This is a genomic window from Chelatococcus sp. XZ-Ab1, from assembly GCF_029309855.1.
Taxonomy (GTDB): domain Bacteria; phylum Pseudomonadota; class Alphaproteobacteria; order Rhizobiales; family Beijerinckiaceae; genus Chelatococcus_A; species Chelatococcus_A sambhunathii.
Map to the genome: position 1 here is coordinate 558,353 of NZ_JARKII010000001.1, position 18,033 is coordinate 576,385.

Consider the following 18,033-nt stretch of genomic DNA (forward strand, 5'->3'; position numbering starts at 1 on the left):
CGCTCAGCCGGCCAGTGGCAGGCAGATATCGGTGCGCAGCTCTTCCGGCGGCACGATGGCCGGGTTGTTGAGATACTCGTCGAAAGGGGCTCGGGCCGGCCGTTCGCCGTGCTGTGGCAGCCATGTTTCGAGCAGCCAGCGGGAAGCCTGCGGAACGAGGGAGTAGGGACCCTTCAACCTCAGCACGGCATGGCGTCCGCCAGGGATTTCGCCGACCGTGACGACGCTATCGCTCTGCGCATCCGGGCCAATGTACATCGCGACATCGCAGCGCAGGCTGCCTGCCGGCACGAGCGTGGGATCGTCATGATAGACGCTGAACACGCGCAGGTCGACCGGAAGGGGCCCCCGCGCGCGGGCCCAGGCCCAGAGCCGGTCGAAGGTGGGGCCGGCGCCTTCGTAGGGGCCGATGTGGCGGATGGCCACGACCCTGACGGGAGCGAGTTCGCGAATCTGGACTGGATACATGACGGGTCCTTCCGGGGAGTTTCGGTCGACGCAGCCGCATCCCTTACGGCAGAAACGTTACGAGAGCCGTACCGCCTATCGTCACGCCTCCCGCCGATACCAGAAGGCGTCTGCGATGCGCACCATGCCCGCATGCTCGTAGAATCCCATCGCTTCCGGGACGGAGGCCAGCACCAGGCTGACGCGCGGCCCGAGAAGCCGGCGGGTCTCGTCGAGCAACCCCTTGCCGATGCCGAGGCCCTGGGCAGAGCGCGCAACGGCGAGCTCGGACAGGTAGCAGCACCAGGAGAAGTCGGTGATGGAGCGGGCAACGCCGACGAGCGGGTGGCCGGGCACGTCGCGGCGTGCCGTCACGATCAGGTTTGCGCCGGCGAGCATCGCGGCGAGGCGGCCATCGTCCTCGACGGGACGGATGGTGCCGAGGCCGGATGCATCCAGCACCTGCCGGAATTCGGCCACCGGGAGCGTTTCCTCCCGCCCGTAGATGATCCGCGACGTCTCGTCCATGGTGATCTCCGCAGACGCGCCAGCGAGGACAGGCGACAGCCTCGCCATGGCCATCCGGCAAATTGCCGTCGAAGAGAGCGACCGCGGTTTCTGCCGGCAGCGTGAGAAAAGGAAAGGGCGCGGCCGTCCGTGGCCGCGCCCCATTTTGTCAAGCCTGCGCCGCGATCACTCGAAGCGGCCGGTGGCGTGCGCCAGCATAGTGTAGACCTTGCCGGTCTCCGACGTGAGGTAGGTCTTGGCCATCATCGAGTCCCGATCCTGGCGCGAGACCTCGGCGAGCAGGCGCTCGAACTCGTCAATGTAGCGGTCCACGGTTTCGCGGAATTCGGCGTCCTGACGGTACTTGCGGCGGATCTCCTCGAAGGTCTGCTGGCCCTGAAGGGTGTAAAGCCGGCGCGTGAACACGTTTCGCTCGCCGCGCTTGTAGCGGTCCCACAGCTCCACCGCCGCATCGTGATCGATCATCCGGGCAATATCGACCGAGATGGAATCGAGCAGCTCGATGGTGCGGCGCTGGCTGGCGGGGGCACCGGCCACGGTCTGCGCGGCGGGAGCCGCGGCTTTTGCCGTCTCGGCTTCGTCGCGCGAGGCCCGCACGAGAAGGTCCGAGAGCCAGCCACGGCCGCCGGCCTGCTGTGGCGCAGCCTCGCGCTGCGGGGCAGGGACGGGTGCACGCGCCGGCTGCGGCGCAGGGGCTGCCGCCGGCTGGGCAGCCTGCTGTGCCGGCTGGGGCCGCGGCGTCGGGGCGGCCGGGCGCTCGGCAACCGGGCGCTCGGGGGCCGAACGCTCGGCTTGGGCTGGACGGCGGGGCTGGGCCGCTTCAACGACGTCGACGGCACGGCCCGACCGGGTGACGATCTCGGTCAGCTCGTTGAGCGCCTTGATCTGGTCGGCGACGACGCGGCGCATGGCGGCGGTCGTCTCCTGCGTCTCGCGCGGCATCTCGATCACGCCGCGCTTCAGCTCGCTGCGCGTCGCCTCCAGCTCCTCATGGATACGGGCGGTCATGCCGCGCATGTCGTTGGCGACGGAGTGGAAGCGCTCGGTCGCCTGGCTGAGGCTCCGGCTCATCTCGGCGATGACCTGCTCGTAGGCCTGGCGCAGGGCAGCCGCTGTACGCTCGCGCTCCTTGCCGGTCGTCGTACGGATGAGATCGAACTGCTCGCCGATGGCCTGGGTGGCCGACTGGGCGTTTTCGGCCAGCACGGAGCCGATCTGGCGCGCCTTGCGCTCCGCCTCCTGCAGCGTCTCCGACAGGAGGGCGCTGAAGGACCGGGTGATCGATTCCATGTCGTCGGCCCGCTCGCCGACCACCGAGACGAGGTTCTCCAGCGTCTGGCGGCGCTCGTCGAGGGCGACGCCCATGCGCGATTCGACGCCTTCGAGCAGGCGCGTCGCCTCCGCGATGGCCTTGATGTGCTCGTTCGTGACTTCGGCAACGGCCCGACCCTGCTGGCCGAGCTTCTCGGCGAGGCCGGCAGCCTGCGTCAGCGTCTGGCCGGAGATGGCGCGCAGCGCCTCGACCTGGGCGGCGACGTCGCTCGCGGCGCGGCCGGTCTCCTCCTTCACCGCGCCGAGCACCTCCTGCAACTCGCCGACCCGGCTCGTCAGCCCGTCCTCGACCTGGGCGAGGTTGGCGCTGGCGCTCGCGGCCATCTGCTGCAGCAGGCGGTTGGCCTCGGACAGGCGGTCGAGCACGCCTGACAACTCGCCCTTCAGGCGGTCGTTGGTGGACATCAGCGTCTCGATGGAGCGGCTGGTGCCGTCCTCGATGACACGGCGCAGCGACTCGCTCGACGAGCCGAACAGCTCGGTGAGCTCCTGCGAGCGCTCCTGCACCGCCTCGACGATGGAGCGGCCGCGCGTCTCAAGCGTGCGCACAACCGCCTCGCCGACCGAGGCGACTTCGCGGGCGATGCTCTCGCCGCGGTCGGCGATGGCGCCGACGAGGCCGAGCCCCTTGTCGTCGAATAGCCGCTCCAGCTCTTGGGCGCGATTGCCGAGGGTTGCGTTGATCGCCTCGGCACGGGCGGCAAGGTTCTCGGAGATCGCCTGGCCGCGCTCGTCGAGCGTGGCGCTGACCGTGTCGAGCCGGTCGACGACCCGCTCCTCGAAGCGGGCGACGCGCTGGTCGAGCGTCGCCGCGATGTCGAGGGCCCGGCCGCCCAGCGTCTCGTTGATCTCCTGCGCCTTGCCCGAGAGCACCTCGGTGAGCTGCGCGCTCTTCGTCGAGATGACGCCGCCGATCTCGTCCACCTTGGAGGCCAGCGCCTGGGTGACGTCGCGCCCGCCCTCTGCCATGACGCGGGCGATCTCCTTCGTGCGCTCGACCAGGGCGTCGTTGAGGGCGCTGGCGCGCGCGCCGAGATTGTCGTCGATACGCACGATGAGCCCGTCGAGCGATTTCGCGATCTCCTGGCTCTTGGTGGCCGAACGCTCCTCGAAGCGCGCGATGTGCGCCTCCATGACGTCGCCGGCCTCTTTGGTGCGCTCGGCGAGCGCGTCTGCAAGCCGGGTGCCGTGGGTGGTCAGCAGGTTCTCGACATCGGCGAGGCGGGCGGTGACCGTCGTGGTGAAACCCGACGTGTCGTTGGCGATGCGCTCGGCGAGTGCCTGGCCCTTGGTGACGATGACGTCCTCGAAGCCGGCAAGACGCATGGACAGCGCCGCGTCGAGGCGGTGGCCGCGCTGCTCGATGGTCTCCTCGAGTGCGGCAAGGCGCGCACCCAGCGTGGCATCGAGCGTGCGGGCGCCGCTCTCGACGAGTTGCTGGAAGGAGCCGAGGCGGGCCGACAGCGTCTCATCAAGCGAGCCGGCGCGTGCGTCCACCGTGCGCTCGAAGCTGGAGAGCTTCTCGGAGAGGCTCGCGTCGAGGGTGGAGGTCCGGCTCTCGATGGCGTTCTCGAAGGCCGAGAGGCGTGCGTTGAGCGTGTTGTCCAGGCTGATGGCCCGGTTCTCAATGGTCTCCTCGAAGGCCGAGAGGCGGGCGTAAAGCGTCATCTCCAGCTTGTCGCCGCCGGTCTCCATCGTCTTCTCGAAGGCGGCAAGGCGCTCGCCCAGCTTCTCGTCGACGAGGCGGCCGCGGGTGTCGATGGTCTCCGCAAGTGCCTCGGCGTTGCGCGCCAGGGCCTCGTTGACGCGCGAGGCCTGCGTCGCGATGGCCAGCACGACGTCCTTGCCGGTGCCCGCCATCAGGGCGCGGGTCTCGTCTGTCTGGTGGGCGAGCATGTCACGCAGCTCGGAGGTGCGGCCGGCGAATTCCTCGGCAAGCGTCCGCGCGCTCTCCTCGAAGGTGACGCGGGCGCTCGCCGTGCGTTCCTCGAGCAGGGTGGCCATGTGCGTGCCGGTGGTCGACAGCGTGGTCTCGAGCGCGCGGGCGCTGTCCTCGAAGGCGGTGCGCACGAGATTGGTGCGGTCCTCAACGAGCGAGGCGAGGCGGTCGCCGACCGTCCCCAGGCTCTCCTCGATGCCGCGGGTGCCGTTCTCGAAGATCGCGCGGACGTTCTCGGCCCGGGTCTCGAGGAGATCGGCGAGGCGCTCGCCGGTGCTGGCGAGGCTGTCGTCGAGCGCGCGCGTGCCGTTCTCGAAGGCGAGGCGGATGCTTTCGGAGCGATTCTCCAGCAGGCCGGACAGCTGCTCGCTGGTATTGGCGAGGCTGCGGTCGAGGGCCTGCGTTCCGCTCTCGAAGGCGCGGCGCACGTCGTCCGAGCGGCTCTCGAGCAGGGTGGCAAGACGCTCGCCCGTGGTCGACAGGCTCTCGTCGAGCGCGCGGGTGCTGTTCTCGAACAATTCGCGGGCGACGCTGGTGCGCTCCTCAACCAGGCCGGCAATGCGCTCGCCCGCGGTGGTGAGGGTCATCTCGAGCGCCTGGGCGCCGTCCTCGAAGAAGCTGCAGGCAGCGTTGGCGCGCTCGGAGATGAGGGCGGCCATGCGCTCGCTGGTGCTGGTGAGGGTCGTCTCCAGTTCCGCGGCGCTCAACGAGAAGACGTTGCGGGCGGTGCTGGTGCGCTCCTCGATCAGGCCCGCGAGCCGATCGCCCGTCTCGGCCAAGGTCTGCTCCAGCGCGCGGCCATTGACGTTGATGACCTCGTGGATGCGCTCGCCCGTCTCGGCGAGACGCACGGCGAGGCCCTCGCCACGCGAGGCGATGGTGTCGGCGATCTCGCGGCCGGTGATCTCGATGCGCTGCGTCACCTCCTCGCCGCGGGCACCGATGGCGACGCTGAGCGTCTCGCCCGTGGAGCGCAGGGTGTCGTTCACCTCCATGGCGCGCTGGGCAATCTGCTCGGCAACGCTCGTGCCGGTCTCGGCGAGCGTGCGGGTGAGCTCGGCGGCACCGTCGTTGAGGCCGGTGGTCAGCACCTGGCCGGTGCGCTCGATGGCTTCGGTGATCTCGCGTGCCTTGCCGTCGAGCGTCGAGGTGACATCCGCGCTGGCGCTGGCGAGACGGGCCCCGACCGCGTCGCTGGTGGAGCCGAGGCGCTCGACGAGTTCGCCGCCCCGCGAGGTGATTTCGTCGATCATACGGTCGCCGGCGCGGCCGAGGGCGAGGGTAATCTGCTCGCCCTTGGAGCCGAGCTGCTCGGCAACGCGCGTGCCGGCGGAGGCAACGGCCTCGGCGATCACACGGCTCGCACCCTCGAGCTCCTGGGCGAAGTTCTCGTGTGCTCCCGAGATGGCGGCCTTCACACGCTCGCCGTTGCTGATGATGGCCTCGCGCTGGGCGACGAGTTCGTCGAGCAGCGAGCGAATACGAATTTCGTTGTCGCCGTAGGCGCGCTCCAGGGTCGAGATTTCGGTGCGCACGAGCGTCTCGAGCTCGCCGGCACGGGCAAGGGCCCGCTCGAGGCCGTCACCCATCGCGGCGACCTCGCGGCGCACGGCTTGGGAGAGGTTCACGACGGAATCAGCAGCGAGATTCTCGGGCTGGGCGAGGCGCACGGCAACGCCCGTCATGGCGCGGGCGACGAGGCGCATCTCCTGCGCGCGGGTGTGCAGTGTCGCGAGCACGAAGAATAGCACGACGGGGCCGAAGACCGTCAGGGCAAGCAGCGCGCCCTCAACGGCACCAATGGCGCCGATGGCGCCGTCCACGCCGACCGCACCGAGGTCGTAGCGCTGCCAGATGCCGGCCCCGGTGAGACCGAGCCATGCGAGCGAGGCGACGGCGGCGAGCCAATAGGCACGGGAGGATGGCCGGGCCTGCAGCGCCTGCAACAGCGCGCCCACCGTCTCCTTGTCGTCATTGGCGACGCGGGAGGGGTCCGGTGCGACGACGCCGGCGGGCTTCTGGCCGGACGGGCGAGCGGCGGAGGGATCGCGGGCGGCGGCTTTGTCGGCGGGGCGGGCGCTCATCGGCTTCTCGTCGTCCGTGGCGGGCGCGGTGTCCCGGGTGCCGGGCTTCGGTGCCGGCATCTTGAGGGAAGGCTTGGCGGGCGAGAGCTGACTCGCCTTGGGCATCTCCGGGGTGCCTTCGGCCGGCTTCTCGGTCGGGGCGCCAGTCACGGAGGCGAAGAAAGCCTGTTCGTCGATCTCGGGCAGGCGTGGCTCCTCCGCCGGATCGGGCAGCTTGCGCGCCGTCGCCGCCCGGCTGTCGAGCGCCGTCAGGTTCAGCGCCTGCTCGATCGCCGACAGGGCTGCTTCCGTCGGGTCTTTTGCCTGATTGTCCTTGGCCATGATCGCCGCCTCACTCACGCCACACCATAGGGTCTGCCGCCGCTGCCTGTTCCGGCAACGGTAGCCTGCGTCCGGACGGGGCCTCCTCGCTTGCGCAAGACCGCCCGGCCGCAGGGACCGCCATTTACCAAAACAGTCTATCGTTCGGCTCCGGCGAAAGAAACCCGACCGGACGGCCACTTGAATGTTTCGTTAACGCCTTGTTTACCATCTGGAACGTCAAAGACTTATGGCGGGAGAGTGGCATGGTTGACGGACACCGCACGAGGCGGCCCTCTTCCATGTGGACAAGCCTGATCGCCGGCCCTGCCGGCTTGCCGCCGGGACGAGGATCATGATGGATGCCCGCGAGACGGATGATGCCGCTTCGCCTTTGGACGAGGAATTCCTGCTGCGTCAGGCTGCCGGCGACACGGTCCTGATGCGCGAGGTGGCCCAGCTCTTCCGCGAACAGCTCAAGGGCCAGATGGCCATCATTGCCGGCAAGGGCGCGGCCGCACTGCGCTATGAGGCCGCCCACACACTGAAGGGTGCTTCGCTCGCGATCGGAGCCCGTCCGCTTGCAGAGGCGGCGAGGCGGATCGAGGCCGAGTTGCGGCTCGCCGCCGACGGCAGCGAGCCGGCCGGGCTCGACGATCTCCTGCCGAGGCTCGAGGCGGCCGCTGCCGATTGCGACGCCGCTCTCGCCGAGCTTCTGACACGCGCCTGATCGGCATAGACGGTCCCCCTGCGACTCACCGTCGGTGTTCACATCGCCTGCAGATGTTCTAAAGAGGGCGGGAATCGCCACGGAGCAGGGCATGCCCAAGATCACATTCATCGATGCCGATGACATCGCCCGCACGGTCGAGGCCGAGGTCGGTGCCACCGTCATGGAGACGGCCATCCGCAACGGCGTGCCGGGCATTGAGGCCGAGTGCGGCGGGGCCTGTGCCTGCGCCACATGCCACGTCTATGTGGACGAGGCCTGGCGCGAGGCGGTCGGCGAGCCCGAGCCGATGGAGGAGGACATGCTCGACTTCGCCTTCGACGTCAGGCCCAGCTCGCGCCTGTCCTGCCAGATTCGCGTGCGGCCGGAGCTCGATGGTCTCGTGGTGCGCACGCCCGAGCGACAGGGCTGAGCCGGCTTTCGCTTAAACATCGGCGAGCGGCAGGCAGATGTCCGTGACGAGGTCCTGCGCCGGCACCTCGCGCGGATCGTTGCGATAGATCTCATAGGGCGGGCGATCCGCCGGCTCGTGCCCGCTCGCCGGCAGCCAGGCGCGGTAGAGCCAGTCGTAGGCGCGCTCGAGCTCCGCATAGGGGCCGCGGTGGCGCAGCACGGCGTGCGTGCCGGCAGCGATAAGGACAATGTGGACGGTGGCGTCGCCCTCGATCTCGCGACCGATGGAGATGCCGGCATCCGCGCTGAGGTCCTTCGCCGCGACAGTGCCGGGGTCGGCGTAATAGACGCCGACGGTGACGGCGCCGGCGCCGAGGAGGCCGCGCGCCGCAGCCCAGGGCATCAGCCGGTCGAAGGCGCGGCCGATCTCCATGTAGGGACCGACATGGTGGATGGTGGCCAGGCGCAGCGCTGGCATGGGCTGCAGGGTGACGATCCAGGGGCTGGTCATGGGGCCATCCTCTTCCTGGGGGCACCCGGCGCCGGGCAGCAGGCGGCCGCGGCGCCGGTAGGCGGCGGGGGCGTGGCCGTAGGAGACCGCGAAGGCGCGTGTGAAGGCGGCGACGCTGCCGTAGCCGGCCCGGGCGGCGATGCGCGCGATGGGCAATTGCGAGGCGACGAGGCTGTGGGCGGCCCGGTGCAGCCTGAGGCGCCGCGCCGTCTCCGCCGCCGTCTCGCCCGTCATCGCCCGGTAGATGCGGTGAAAGTGGTAGGGCGAGAGACAGGCGATGCCGGCGAGGCGCTCGAGCGACAGGTCGTCGTCGAGGTGGCCGGCGATATGTGTGGCGACCCGGGCGATCCGCTCGGCATAGTCGAGGCGTGTCTGGGACTTGCGGCCGATCATGTCTCCGTTCCGCTCCCTCGCGCGTCGCGCCGGCTCTTCCGGCGCCCGCGGAGACTACCGATAGCGGTTTGATCGGCGTTGCGCATTTTCCGTGCCGGACGGCGTGCGCTCCATGCCGCCGATGGCGCGCTCGTGCGCGCCGGGGACGGTTGACCTCGATCAACGCCGCGGCGAGGCTGGGCGACTAGGTTTCATCGTCTCGATGACAAGGGGGTTTCGATGTTCAAGTCCATCCTGGTGCCGGTCGATCTCGCCGAGGTCGAGGTCTCGCGCGCGGCCATCGACAAGGCGGTGGCCTTCGCCAATGCCTCCGGCGGTCAGGTGCGCCTCATCTATGTGCGCTCGATCCTTCCCGTGACCTTCATGGAGTTCGTGCCGCCGGATTTCGATGCGGAGCAGCAGAGCGACAGCGAGGCCAAGCTCAAGGAAATCGCCGATACCGTGCCGCTGCCGAAGGAGCGCGTGTCCACGGCGGTCCACATGGGCGCCGTCTACAACGAGGTGCTCGAAGAAGCTGCAAAGATGAAGGCCGACCTCATCATCGTCGGTTCCCACCGTCCGGCCATGGCGACCTACCTGCTCGGTTCCAACGCCTCCACCATCGTCCGGCATGCGCCGTGCTCGGTGCTCGTGGTGCGCGAGAATCACGCGGGCGAGAGCTGAACGGCAGAGCTTTCACTTCGGCGGCAGGAGGTCGGCCGGCAGATCGCCCGCGGTCGCCAGCCGCGGGCGATTGCGCAGGACGAGCGGGGCAAGCTGCCAGTAGGCGAGGGCGAGCACGGCAAGGCCGATGAGGGCCGCGGTGCCCGCGCCCTCGCTGATGGCCTGGTAGGCGAAGCCCGCCACGCCGATGACGGTCATGAGGCCGATGGCTGTCAGCAGCAGCCACGCAGCGTAGGAGCGGCCGCAGCGGATGACGACGCCGGGGTTCGCCGCTGCCACGGCCGCGACGAGAGACCGTACGAAAGCCGAATAATCGCCGTTCTGCGTCTGCGCGCCGGAGAGGCCCCAGTTGACATTGGTGAGCGACAGGCTGCGGCCGTCCGCCATGCGCAGAGTCGTGCGGTAGACATTGCGCACGGCCGTCTTCGATTCGAAGGTCAGGCGAACCTCCCTGACCGCTGACAGCGCGACGGTATCGACGCGTCGCCCGGCATCTGCCACCAGCCGGTCGCCCTCGAGCCGGTAGATAACCTCGAAGCCGACGGGCCGGGGCTTCTGGCGATAGACGTGGCCGGGAGGCGCTCCGGCATCTTCTGCGATGTCGTCCTGATCCTGCATGGCCGTCTTGTCGGCGAAGGCGGGCGCAGAGGCAAGGGGTATCCGCCTCATCTCCAGGAGAGGGCTCGCCTTCGGCAAGTTGTTGCGCTGGATCCCGGATCGCATTCCGATTCGCAGCATGCGTCCAGGATACGAGCTTGCGCCGGGGTGCGGCGGTCTGCAATTCTCCCGCCTGCCGCCGCCTCACCGCATCAGCGCACGCATCGCCCGGTCGAGGCCGTCGAGCGTCAGTGGAAACATGCGGTCACCGATCAACTGGCGCACCATGGTGATGGAGCGGGTGTAGCCCCAGCGCTCCTCGGGCAGCGGGTTGAGCCACACGCTCTTTGGGAATTGCGTGAACAGCCGCTGCAGCCAGACCTCGCCCGCCTCCTCGTTCCAGTGCTCCACGGAGCCGCCGGGCATGGCGATTTCGTAGGGGCTCATGGAGGCATCGCCGACGAAGACGGCGCGATAGTCCGACGGGAAGGTGCGGATGACATCAAGCGTGGGGATCGTCTCCTCGAACCGGCGGCGGTTCTCCTTCCACAGCTGCTCATAGGGACAGTTGTGGAAATAGAAGTGCTCGAAGTGCTTGAACTCGGAACGTGCGGCGGAGAACAGCTCCTGCGCCTTCTCGACGTGCCAGTCCATGGAGCCGCCGACGTCGAGGAAGAGCAGCACCTTCACCGCATTGTGCCGCTCCGGCACCAGCCTCACGTCGAGATAGCCCTTGTGGGCCGTGGCGCGGATGGTGTCGTCGAGGTCGAGCACCTCGGCGGCGCCGGTGCGCGCGAAGCGGCGCAGGCGCCGGAGCGCTAGCTTGATGTTGCGCGTGCCGAGTTCGACCGTGTCGTCGAGGTCCCTGAACTCGCGCTTGTCCCACACCTTGACGGCGCGGAAGTTGCGGTTGCCGTCTTGGCCGATGCGGATGCCTTCGGGATTGTAGCCGTAGGCGCCGTAGGGCGAGGTGCCGGCAGTGCCGATCCACTTGCTTCCGCCCTGGTGCCGCTCCTTCTGCTCGGCCAGGCGCTGGCGCAGCGTCTCGAACAGCTTGTCCCAGCCCATGGCCTCGACCTGCCGCTTTTCCTCTTCCGTCAGGTAGCGCTCGGCGAGCCTGCGCAGCCATTCTTCGGGAATGGTGGCCTTTTCAATAGCCGGACCGAGGGTCTTCAGCCCCTGGAAGACAGTGGCGAAGACGCGGTCGAACTTGTCGAGGTTGCGCTCGTCCTTCACGAGGCAGGTGCGGGCGAGATAGTAGAAGTCCTCCGCCTTCTTCTCGGCGAGGTCCGCTTCCAGCGCGCCGAGCAGGGTCAGGTATTCCCGCAAGGTGACGGGGATCGTCGCGGCACGCAGGGCGGTGAAGAAGTCGAGGAACATGCCGGCAATCTAGCAGGCCTCGCAGCGCCGCGCGACGGCTCGAAAAAGGGGCCGCCGGGCATGCCGGCGGCCAAGGTGCTGGGTTGACGGGTCTCGAAACGACCGACCGAGGGCCGGGCGCTTACTGCTGCTGAGCCGGCGGGGCCGGCGGAGCGCCACGGTGGTGGAAAGCGGCGTGGCGCATGCGATGGCCGTCACCGCGCATGCCAGCGCGCATCAGCACGTCGAAGCGGCCCTTCTGCGCCTCGTCGAGGCTGTCGTAGAGCGGCTTGGCGGCCTCGGCCAACTTCTTCATCTCGGCGGCTCGCTTCTCCATGAAGTCGGCGCGCATCTCCAGGCGCTCGATGGCACCGGTACGTTCCTTGCCCTCGGCACGGCTCTCGCGCCGTTCCCGCATGGCGTCGGCACGGGCCTTGGCCATGTCGCGCAGGGCGGTTTCGAGGGCCGGCCAGTTCTTCTCCTGGTCGGCCGTGAGCTTGAGGCCCTCCTTCAGGCCGGCGATGCGCGCGTCGAGGAATGCCGCCCGGTCGGCTTCGCTGAAGCGGGGGCCGCGCTTCTCGGCCTGCTCGGCCCGCGGCCCGGCGCCGGGCTGCGGGCCATTCTGGGCCATGGCCATGAGGGGAGTGACGGCAACGCCCGCCGCAAGGGTCGCTGCAACGATCGTTTTCTTCATCGTGGTCCTCCATTCGATGTGGACCAAGGATGGGCCTCAGGATGCCCGATTTCAAATTAAACTTCCGCAATGTTGCGGTAATGAAATTGCTTTAGAATATGAATGACCGTTCATTTCAATTAAAATATGCCGATTATTTCTGTATTTGTAAATTTATATCGCAGTGCATGCATGGATTTAATGTGAATTTTGCATGAATATCGGCCGTCAATGTGCGTTTCGGGCCGGATTAATACCAGAATGGCCCGGGCCTGCCCCAATACCGGCCCCAGGCGGCCTGCCGGTTCATCATGGCCGTCATCTGTTGCTGGTCGGCAAGGTTCTGCTCGAAGACCATCCGCTGGTACGTGCCGTAGGCGGTCTGGTCGCCATAGAAGACGCAGCGGCAGACGGTTGGGTCGGCATAGAGATAGACGACGTTGCCGTTGATGATCCGCCGCACGAAGCGGTTTGGCGGCAGGGCCTCGATGGAGGCACGCATGCCGGGCGTATCCGCCGGGCGGATCCGGAAACCGGCCGCCACCAGCATGTTCTCCCGGCTCTCGATCGTCGAGGTGCATCCGGTGAGGGCAAGACAAGCCGCGACGGTGCACAGGGCTGCAGTTGCCTTCATGTCGGCCTCCTCCGTCAGCGGTCGGTCAACGGCCGGGTGGCCATTCTATCAGAAACGGACAGGGGCACCGACAGTCAGGGCGTTCCTGCGACGCGTCCCGCGGGGATCCGATGTCGCGGGCCGGTGCTCATGGCTCGCGCGCTTCGCGCATGGCGCGCAGTTCGTTGCGGAAGAGGTCGCGCCGGTCGTGCACGGCGGCGATCGCCAGTCCCATGGGCACGCCGAGATGGACGAGGGAGGCTTCCGAGAGCTGGAGGCTCGCCTCGATGGTCTCGGGGACCGCATGCGTCACGCCGAGACCGTAGAGGTGTCGGGCGTGGCGCGCATCCCGGGCTCGCGCGAGGATCTTGATGCCAGGCGTCAGGGCCTTCGCCTGGCGGACGATCTCGTCGACGGCCGTGGAGGCATCGACGGTGATGATCAGGCCGGCGGCGTCGGCGATGCCACACAGGCGCAGGTATTCGCGCCGGGTTGCGTCGCCGTAGAAGACGTTGCGGCCGTGGCGGCGCTCCGCGGTGACGGTTGCCACGTCCCGGTCGACTACCAGATGATCGATCGCCTGGGCCGACAGCATGTCGGAGACGAGGCGGCCGACGCGGCCGCACCCGATGACGATGGCATGCCCGTGCTCTCCCGGCTCGGGTTGCATCTGCGCTTCGGGGGGCAAGGCTCCTGGGCGGTCGAAGCGCCCGGCCGCGATGGCGCCGAGGCGCGCGAGCAGGGGAATGAACACCATCGTCACGGCCGTTGCCGCGATGGCTATGTCGCTCACCGGGCGGGGGACGACGGCCAAGGCGGCGGCGTGAGTGAGCAGGACGAAGGCGAACTCGCCGCCGGGGCCGAGCAGCAGGGCGCTCTCGGTCGCCACCGCGTGGCCGCCGGAGAAGAGACGCACGAGGCCGTACACGATGAGCGTCTTCACGACGACCGCCGCGGCGGCTGCGCCGAGGATGACGCCGGGCTGGCGCGCAATGCCGCCGATGTCCACCATCATGCCGACGCTGATGAAGAAGACGCCGAGGAGCAGTCCCTTGAAGGGCGCGATCATCACCTCGATCTCCCGGCGGTATTCCGTCTCGGCGAGAAGCAGCCCGGCGATGAAGGCGCCGAGCGGCATGGACAGGCCCGCTGCGCCGGTCGCGAGCGCCGTGCCGACGACGACGAGGAGGGCCGCCGCCATGAACAACTCGGGGCTGTCGGCGGCCGCGACGAGGCGGAAGAAGGGGCGCAGGGCCCGCCGGCCGATCAGGACGATGACCGCGATGGCGAAGACCGCTTGGCCGATGGCGATGACGAAGCCTGTCGCCACGGAGCCTTCCTCGCGCGCGCCGAGCACGCCGACGAGGAAGAGGAGCGGCACCACCGCAAGGTCCTGGAACAGGAGGACGGCGAAGCTCGTGCGCCCGGCGGAGGTGCCGAGGCGCCGGCGCTCGGCGAGCGATTCAAGCACGATAGCGGTGGAGGACAGGGCAAGGGCGCTGCCGATGACGAGCGCCTCCGCCGCCGCGCCGCCTGCGAGAGCGACGCCGAGGCCGAGCGCTGCGCCGCAGGTCACCACCTGAGCGAAGCCGAGCCCGAAGACGAGGCGCCGCAGAGTCCACAGGCGGGCCCAGGACAATTCGATGCCGATGACGAAGAGCAGGAACACGACACCGAATTCCGCGATGCGCGCCATCAGTTCCTGGTCGGAGATGGTGAGGTAGCGCAGCACCGGCACCTCGCCGACCAGGTTGCCGAGCCCGTGCGGCCCGAGCACGGCCCCCACTCCGAGGAAGCCGAGGACCGGGCTGATGCGGAGGAGCTTGACCATGGGCACGGCCGCACCGGCCGCAGCGAGAACGAGGAGGGCGTCCTTGTAAGTCTCGACTGGTACTGTCGCTGTCATCGCCCGCCCATGCGCGCCGCGGCGCAGAATCCGCATCCGCTCCCGGCATCATGGGCGAGCGGCAGCCGCCGATGCAATCGCGGATATGGGGCATCGGCAGCGAGGAACAGGCAGTCGCGGCGCAGAGCGAGGCCTAGACGATGCAGACCGTGCGGTGCCTGCGGCGAGGCGCGAGCGCCGGTTCCCGGGTCGCATTCCGCTTCGCTGCATGCGCCCGGGAAACGAGGTTGCTCCCCGTATGGGACGGCTGCCTTTTCCCCGACTGCCGACTGGCTAAGCCACCGACAGCGCCTGCGTCAGATCGGCAATGAGGTCATCCGGGTGCTCGATACCGATCGACATGCGGATGGTGGCGTCGCTGATGCCGATGCGCTCGCGCGTTTCCTTCGGCACGCCGGAATGGACGGTCGTCGCCGGATGGCAGACGAGCGATTCCGTGCCGCCGAGGCTCACCGCCAGCTTGAAGATGCGCAACGCGTTGAGGAAGCGGAAGGCGGCCGCCTCGCCACCGCGGATGTCGAAGGAGAAGGTGGTGCCGGCCGCATCGCACTGGCGCGCGAAGGTGCGCCGGGCCGGGCTCTCGGCGGGCAGCAGCGTCGGGTAATAAACGCGCGCCACCTTCTCGTGGCCGGCGAGGAAGGCGGTGACCGCCTCGGCGTTACGGCAGGCGGCGCTCATGCGCAGGCTGAGCGTCTCCAGCGAGCGGGCGATCATCCAGGCCGAATGCGGGTCTAGCTGGGTGCCGATGGCGCCGCGCAGCAGCTTGATGGGCTTCACCAACTCGCGCCGGCCGAGCACCGCCCCCGCCACGAGGTCTGAGTGGCCGCCGACGTATTTGGTCAGCGAATAGACTGACAGGTCCATGCCGTGGGCGAGCGGCTTCTGGAACAGCGGGCCGAGCAGCGTGTTGTCGCAGGCGACGATCGGGCGATGGCCCTGCCTGTCGCCGATCTCATCGGCGATGCGGCGCACGAGCGCGAGGTCGACGAGGCTGTTGAGCGGGTTCGACGGCGTCTCGACGAAGACGACGCTGACGCGGCCCTTCGCCATCGCCGCCTCGGCCGCGGCGCGCACGGCCACTTCGTCGACACCGTCGATGAAGCCGACCGCATCGATGCCGAAAGGCTTCATGGTCCTGGCGATCAGCGTTTCCGTGCCGCCGTAGAGCGGCTGCGAATGCAGGATGACGTCGCCCGGCCGGGCGAAGGCGAGCAGCGTCGTGGCGATGGCCGACATGCCGCTCGAGAAGATGGCACCCATCTCGGCGCCCTCGAAGATGGCGAGGCGATCCTCGACGATCTCGCTGTTGGGGTGGTTGAAGCGCGAATAGACGAGGCCCGGCTCGGTGCCCGGCTCCGGCTCGCGCCGGCCCGCGGTGAAATCGAAGAAGTCGCGTCCTTCCTCCGCCGAGCGGAAGACGAAGGTGGAGGTCAGGAAGACCGGCTGCTTCACCGCTCCTTCCGAGAGGGCGGGGTCGTAGCCGTAGCCCAGCATCAGCGTCTCGGGATGGAGCTTGTGATTGCCGATCTTGTCCTTGTGGTAGTCAGACGATGCCATGACAAGCGTTCCCTCGATTGGCGGTTTGCCCGTCCCGCCGGCCGCGAGGCCCGACGGATCTGTCTCAACGTTAGTGTGCGCCCTTTGGCATTGCTCGGCCAATCGGATCGCGCAAATGTGCGCGCACAGGCAGGAACTGCCAGAATGGAGGGGGAATGGGGCAGATGTCGCTCGACGCGACCGACCGCCGCATGTTGCGCCTGCTGCAGGGCAACGGGCGCATGACCAACCAGGAGCTGTCGGAGCGCATCGGCCTGTCGCCGTCGCCGTGCCTCAGGCGCCTGCGCCGGCTGGAGGAGGTGGGCGTCATCCGCGGCTATGCCGCCAAGGTCGACCAGAAGGCCTACGGCCTGCCCGTCACCGTCTTCGTCTCGGTGCGGCTGACACGCCAGAACGAGGAGGAGATCGCGGCCTTCGAGCAGGCGGTCGCCGGCTGGGACGAGGTGAGCGCCTGCTATCTGATGACGGGCACGCAGGACTATCTCCTGCACGTCGTCGGCGAGGGCATCGAGGCCTACGAGCGCTTCGTCAAGACGCGGCTGACGCGCCTCAGGTGCATCGCCGCCATCGAATCGAACTTCGTGATGGGCGTCGTGAAGGAGGGGGCCGTCTTTCCGGAGGTGGCGGGGTAGGCCCCCGTCATGCCCGCGCTCGTCGCGGGCATCCACGCCGCGACGCAGGCGCGGGGTCGAAGGGCCTGGATGGCCGGGACAAGCCCGGCCATGACGAATGGGGGAGGTTGTGCCACGCTCGTTCCGCTCCGTTTGCGTACCCGTCTCCGCCGTCATGCCCGCGCCCGTCGCGGGCATCCACGCCGCGACGCTGGCGTGGGGGCGGAAGGGCGTGGATGGCCGGGACAAACCCGGCCATGACGGGTGGGGGAGGTTATGCCACTCCTCCCGTTCCATTTGCGTACCTGTCTCCGCCGTCATGCCCGCGACAATCGACGGCATGACGGCGGGGCGGGCTTTCGTCGAGAGGCGTGCCCCGCTTGCCCCGTCCTCGTCCGCTCCCTACTGTCGCCGGCGAGGCTGCGCCCCCCGGTTTCAGGAGACGACATGCGGTTTGACGGCACCGATACCTATGTGGCCACGGAGGATCTCAAGGTCGCGGTCAATGCGGCCATCGTGCTGGAGCGTCCGCTCCTCGTGAAGGGCGAGCCCGGCACCGGTAAGACCGTGCTCGCCGAGGAGATCGCGCGGGCCGTCGGCGCGCCGCTCATCACCTGGCACGTCAAGTCCACCACCAAGGCGCAGCAGGGGCTCTACGAATACGACGCCGTCTCGCGCCTGCGCGACAGCCAGCTGGGCGACCCGCGCGTCTCCGACATCGCCAACTACATCAAGCGCGGCAAGCTGTGGGAGGCCTTCGTGTCGGAGCGGCGCCCGGTGTTGCTCATCGACGAGATCGACAAGGCCGACATCGAGTTCCCCAACGACCTCCTGCTCGAGATCGACCGCATGGAGTTCCACGTCTACGAGACGGGCGAGACCGTGCAGGCACGCCAGAGGCCCATCGTCGTCATCACCTCCAACAACGAGAAGGAGCTGCCGGACGCCTTCCTGCGCCGCTGCTTCTTCCACTACATCCGCTTTCCCGATCACGAGACCATGGCCCGGATCGTCGAGGTGCACTATCCCGGCATCAAGAAGCGCCTCGTCGAGGAGGCGCTGCGCCTCTTCTTCGACATCCGCGACGTGCCCGGCCTCAAGAAGAAGCCGTCGACCTCGGAGCTCATCGACTGGCTGAAGCTCCTCATGGCCGAGGACATTGACGCCGAGACCCTGCGCGAGCGCGACACGCGCAAGCTTATCCCGCCTCTGCACGGGGCGCTTCTCAAGAACGAGCAGGACGTCGGGCTTTTCGAGAAGCTGGCGTTCCTGGCGCGGCGCGAGGGGCGGTAGGCGCACCGAGATGCCCGCGCCAGCAGATTAGTATGATGACCTGAAATTGGTGTGCACGTCGATCCTCCCCCGCATGAGGGAGGTGGCGCCGCGAAGCGGCGACG

The 18,033-nt window shown here is 68.5% G+C and carries 15 protein-coding genes; 5 read left to right on the forward strand and 10 right to left on the reverse strand.

All coding sequences use genetic code 11. The annotated features are described in order from the left end of the window. Nucleotides 1–3 precede the first annotated feature (3 nt). From P2T65_RS02705 to P2T65_RS02715, 3 genes are all read right to left on the reverse strand, one after another. Entirely contained in the window at nucleotides 4–468 is a 465-nt protein-coding gene (locus P2T65_RS02705) for a GyrI-like domain-containing protein (RefSeq protein WP_063189175.1), read from the reverse strand. A gap of 81 nt (nucleotides 469–549) precedes the next feature. Next, nucleotides 550–975, reverse strand: a complete 426-nt coding sequence (locus P2T65_RS02710) for a GNAT family N-acetyltransferase (protein WP_055457877.1) — start codon at nucleotides 973–975, stop codon at nucleotides 550–552. A 165-nt stretch (nucleotides 976–1,140) separates the two neighbouring features. After that, nucleotides 1,141–6,651 carry a hypothetical protein gene (locus tag P2T65_RS02715; protein ID WP_276199141.1) on the reverse strand — a complete coding sequence of 1,837 codons (5,511 nt, stop codon included), beginning with the start codon at nucleotides 6,649–6,651 and terminating at the stop codon, nucleotides 1,141–1,143. A gap of 334 nt (nucleotides 6,652–6,985) precedes the next feature. Here P2T65_RS02715 and P2T65_RS02720 point away from each other — a divergent pair, with 334 nt between their 5' ends. Both P2T65_RS02720 and P2T65_RS02725 read left to right on the forward strand, forming a co-directional pair. Further along, nucleotides 6,986–7,360 carry an Hpt domain-containing protein gene (locus P2T65_RS02720; RefSeq protein WP_082464647.1) on the forward strand — a complete coding sequence of 125 codons (375 nt, stop codon included), beginning with the start codon at nucleotides 6,986–6,988 and terminating at the stop codon, nucleotides 7,358–7,360. A 91-nt stretch (nucleotides 7,361–7,451) separates the two neighbouring features. Further along, nucleotides 7,452–7,772: a 2Fe-2S iron-sulfur cluster-binding protein gene (locus P2T65_RS02725; RefSeq protein WP_055457371.1), complete on the forward strand. Its 321-nt coding sequence runs from the start codon at nucleotides 7,452–7,454 to the stop codon at nucleotides 7,770–7,772. A 12-nt stretch (nucleotides 7,773–7,784) separates the two neighbouring features. Here the strand turns inward: P2T65_RS02725 and P2T65_RS02730 are convergent, their stop codons facing one another. Then, nucleotides 7,785–8,657, reverse strand: a complete 873-nt coding sequence (locus P2T65_RS02730; protein WP_276199142.1) for an AraC family transcriptional regulator — start codon at nucleotides 8,655–8,657, stop codon at nucleotides 7,785–7,787. A 219-nt stretch (nucleotides 8,658–8,876) separates the two neighbouring features. Between P2T65_RS02730 and P2T65_RS02735 the strand changes: the two genes are divergently transcribed. Continuing rightward, on the forward strand, nucleotides 8,877–9,320 hold the full coding sequence (locus P2T65_RS02735; protein WP_055457369.1) for a universal stress protein: 444 nt from the start codon (nucleotides 8,877–8,879) through the stop codon (nucleotides 9,318–9,320). A 12-nt stretch (nucleotides 9,321–9,332) separates the two neighbouring features. On the opposite strand, the gene P2T65_RS02740 is transcribed toward P2T65_RS02735, so the two are convergent. The 6 genes from P2T65_RS02740 to P2T65_RS02765 all read right to left on the reverse strand — a co-directional run bounded on the left by P2T65_RS02740 (nucleotide 9,333) and on the right by P2T65_RS02765 (nucleotide 16,025). Beyond that, nucleotides 9,333–9,938, reverse strand: a complete 606-nt coding sequence (locus tag P2T65_RS02740; RefSeq protein WP_145979767.1) for a hypothetical protein — start codon at nucleotides 9,936–9,938, stop codon at nucleotides 9,333–9,335. A gap of 183 nt (nucleotides 9,939–10,121) precedes the next feature. Beyond that, complete coding sequence (locus P2T65_RS02745; protein ID WP_276199143.1) at nucleotides 10,122–11,297, reverse strand: VWA domain-containing protein; 1,176 nt, start codon at nucleotides 11,295–11,297, stop codon at nucleotides 10,122–10,124. Between the two features lie 121 nt (nucleotides 11,298–11,418). Then, the gene (locus tag P2T65_RS02750; RefSeq protein WP_055457366.1) at nucleotides 11,419–11,970 is read right to left on the reverse strand and encodes a Spy/CpxP family protein refolding chaperone; all 552 of its coding nucleotides are present in this window, start codon (nucleotides 11,968–11,970) and stop codon (nucleotides 11,419–11,421) included. A 229-nt stretch (nucleotides 11,971–12,199) separates the two neighbouring features. Beyond that, entirely contained in the window at nucleotides 12,200–12,583 is a 384-nt protein-coding gene (locus P2T65_RS02755) for a hypothetical protein (RefSeq protein ID WP_055457365.1), read from the reverse strand. Between the two features lie 127 nt (nucleotides 12,584–12,710). Continuing rightward, nucleotides 12,711–14,504, reverse strand: coding sequence for a cation:proton antiporter (locus P2T65_RS02760; RefSeq protein ID WP_083585970.1), 1,794 nt, complete (start codon nucleotides 14,502–14,504; stop codon nucleotides 12,711–12,713). 237 nt (nucleotides 14,505–14,741) lie between these two features. Next, nucleotides 14,742–16,025, reverse strand: coding sequence for a cystathionine gamma-synthase family protein (locus P2T65_RS02765; RefSeq protein ID WP_055457364.1), 1,284 nt, complete (start codon nucleotides 16,023–16,025; stop codon nucleotides 14,742–14,744). 155 nt (nucleotides 16,026–16,180) lie between these two features. Here P2T65_RS02765 and P2T65_RS02770 point away from each other — a divergent pair, with 155 nt between their 5' ends. Both P2T65_RS02770 and P2T65_RS02775 read left to right on the forward strand, forming a co-directional pair. Then, nucleotides 16,181–16,657, forward strand: a complete 477-nt coding sequence (locus P2T65_RS02770) for an Lrp/AsnC family transcriptional regulator (RefSeq protein ID WP_063189162.1) — start codon at nucleotides 16,181–16,183, stop codon at nucleotides 16,655–16,657. A gap of 426 nt (nucleotides 16,658–17,083) precedes the next feature. After that, a complete protein-coding gene (locus tag P2T65_RS02775) occupies nucleotides 17,084–17,929 on the forward strand; it encodes a MoxR family ATPase (protein WP_055457362.1) in 846 nt (281 codons plus the stop codon). The last annotated feature ends 104 nt before the right edge of the window (nucleotides 17,930–18,033 follow it).

What these genes read in the sequence shown, in the direction of transcription:
- P2T65_RS02705 (WP_063189175.1), bottom strand. Translation starts at nt 468, where the DNA reads ATGTATCCAGTCCAGATTCGCGAACTCGCTCCCGTCAGGGTCGTGGCC.
- P2T65_RS02710 (WP_055457877.1), bottom strand. Translation starts at nt 975, where the DNA reads ATGGACGAGACGTCGCGGATCATCTACGGGCGGGAGGAAACGCTCCCG.
- P2T65_RS02715 (WP_276199141.1), bottom strand. Translation starts at nt 6,651, where the DNA reads ATGGCCAAGGACAATCAGGCAAAAGACCCGACGGAAGCAGCCCTGTCG.
- P2T65_RS02720 (WP_082464647.1), top strand. Translation starts at nt 6,986, where the DNA reads ATGATGGATGCCCGCGAGACGGATGATGCCGCTTCGCCTTTGGACGAG.
- P2T65_RS02725 (WP_055457371.1), top strand. Translation starts at nt 7,452, where the DNA reads ATGCCCAAGATCACATTCATCGATGCCGATGACATCGCCCGCACGGTC.
- P2T65_RS02730 (WP_276199142.1), bottom strand. Translation starts at nt 8,657, where the DNA reads ATGATCGGCCGCAAGTCCCAGACACGCCTCGACTATGCCGAGCGGATC.
- P2T65_RS02735 (WP_055457369.1), top strand. Translation starts at nt 8,877, where the DNA reads ATGTTCAAGTCCATCCTGGTGCCGGTCGATCTCGCCGAGGTCGAGGTC.
- P2T65_RS02740 (WP_145979767.1), bottom strand. Translation starts at nt 9,938, where the DNA reads ATGCAGGATCAGGACGACATCGCAGAAGATGCCGGAGCGCCTCCCGGC.
- P2T65_RS02745 (WP_276199143.1), bottom strand. Translation starts at nt 11,297, where the DNA reads ATGTTCCTCGACTTCTTCACCGCCCTGCGTGCCGCGACGATCCCCGTC.
- P2T65_RS02750 (WP_055457366.1), bottom strand. Translation starts at nt 11,970, where the DNA reads ATGAAGAAAACGATCGTTGCAGCGACCCTTGCGGCGGGCGTTGCCGTC.
- P2T65_RS02755 (WP_055457365.1), bottom strand. Translation starts at nt 12,583, where the DNA reads ATGAAGGCAACTGCAGCCCTGTGCACCGTCGCGGCTTGTCTTGCCCTC.
- P2T65_RS02760 (WP_083585970.1), bottom strand. Translation starts at nt 14,504, where the DNA reads ATGCGGATTCTGCGCCGCGGCGCGCATGGGCGGGCGATGACAGCGACA.
- P2T65_RS02765 (WP_055457364.1), bottom strand. Translation starts at nt 16,025, where the DNA reads ATGGCATCGTCTGACTACCACAAGGACAAGATCGGCAATCACAAGCTC.
- P2T65_RS02770 (WP_063189162.1), top strand. Translation starts at nt 16,181, where the DNA reads ATGGGGCAGATGTCGCTCGACGCGACCGACCGCCGCATGTTGCGCCTG.
- P2T65_RS02775 (WP_055457362.1), top strand. Translation starts at nt 17,084, where the DNA reads ATGCGGTTTGACGGCACCGATACCTATGTGGCCACGGAGGATCTCAAG.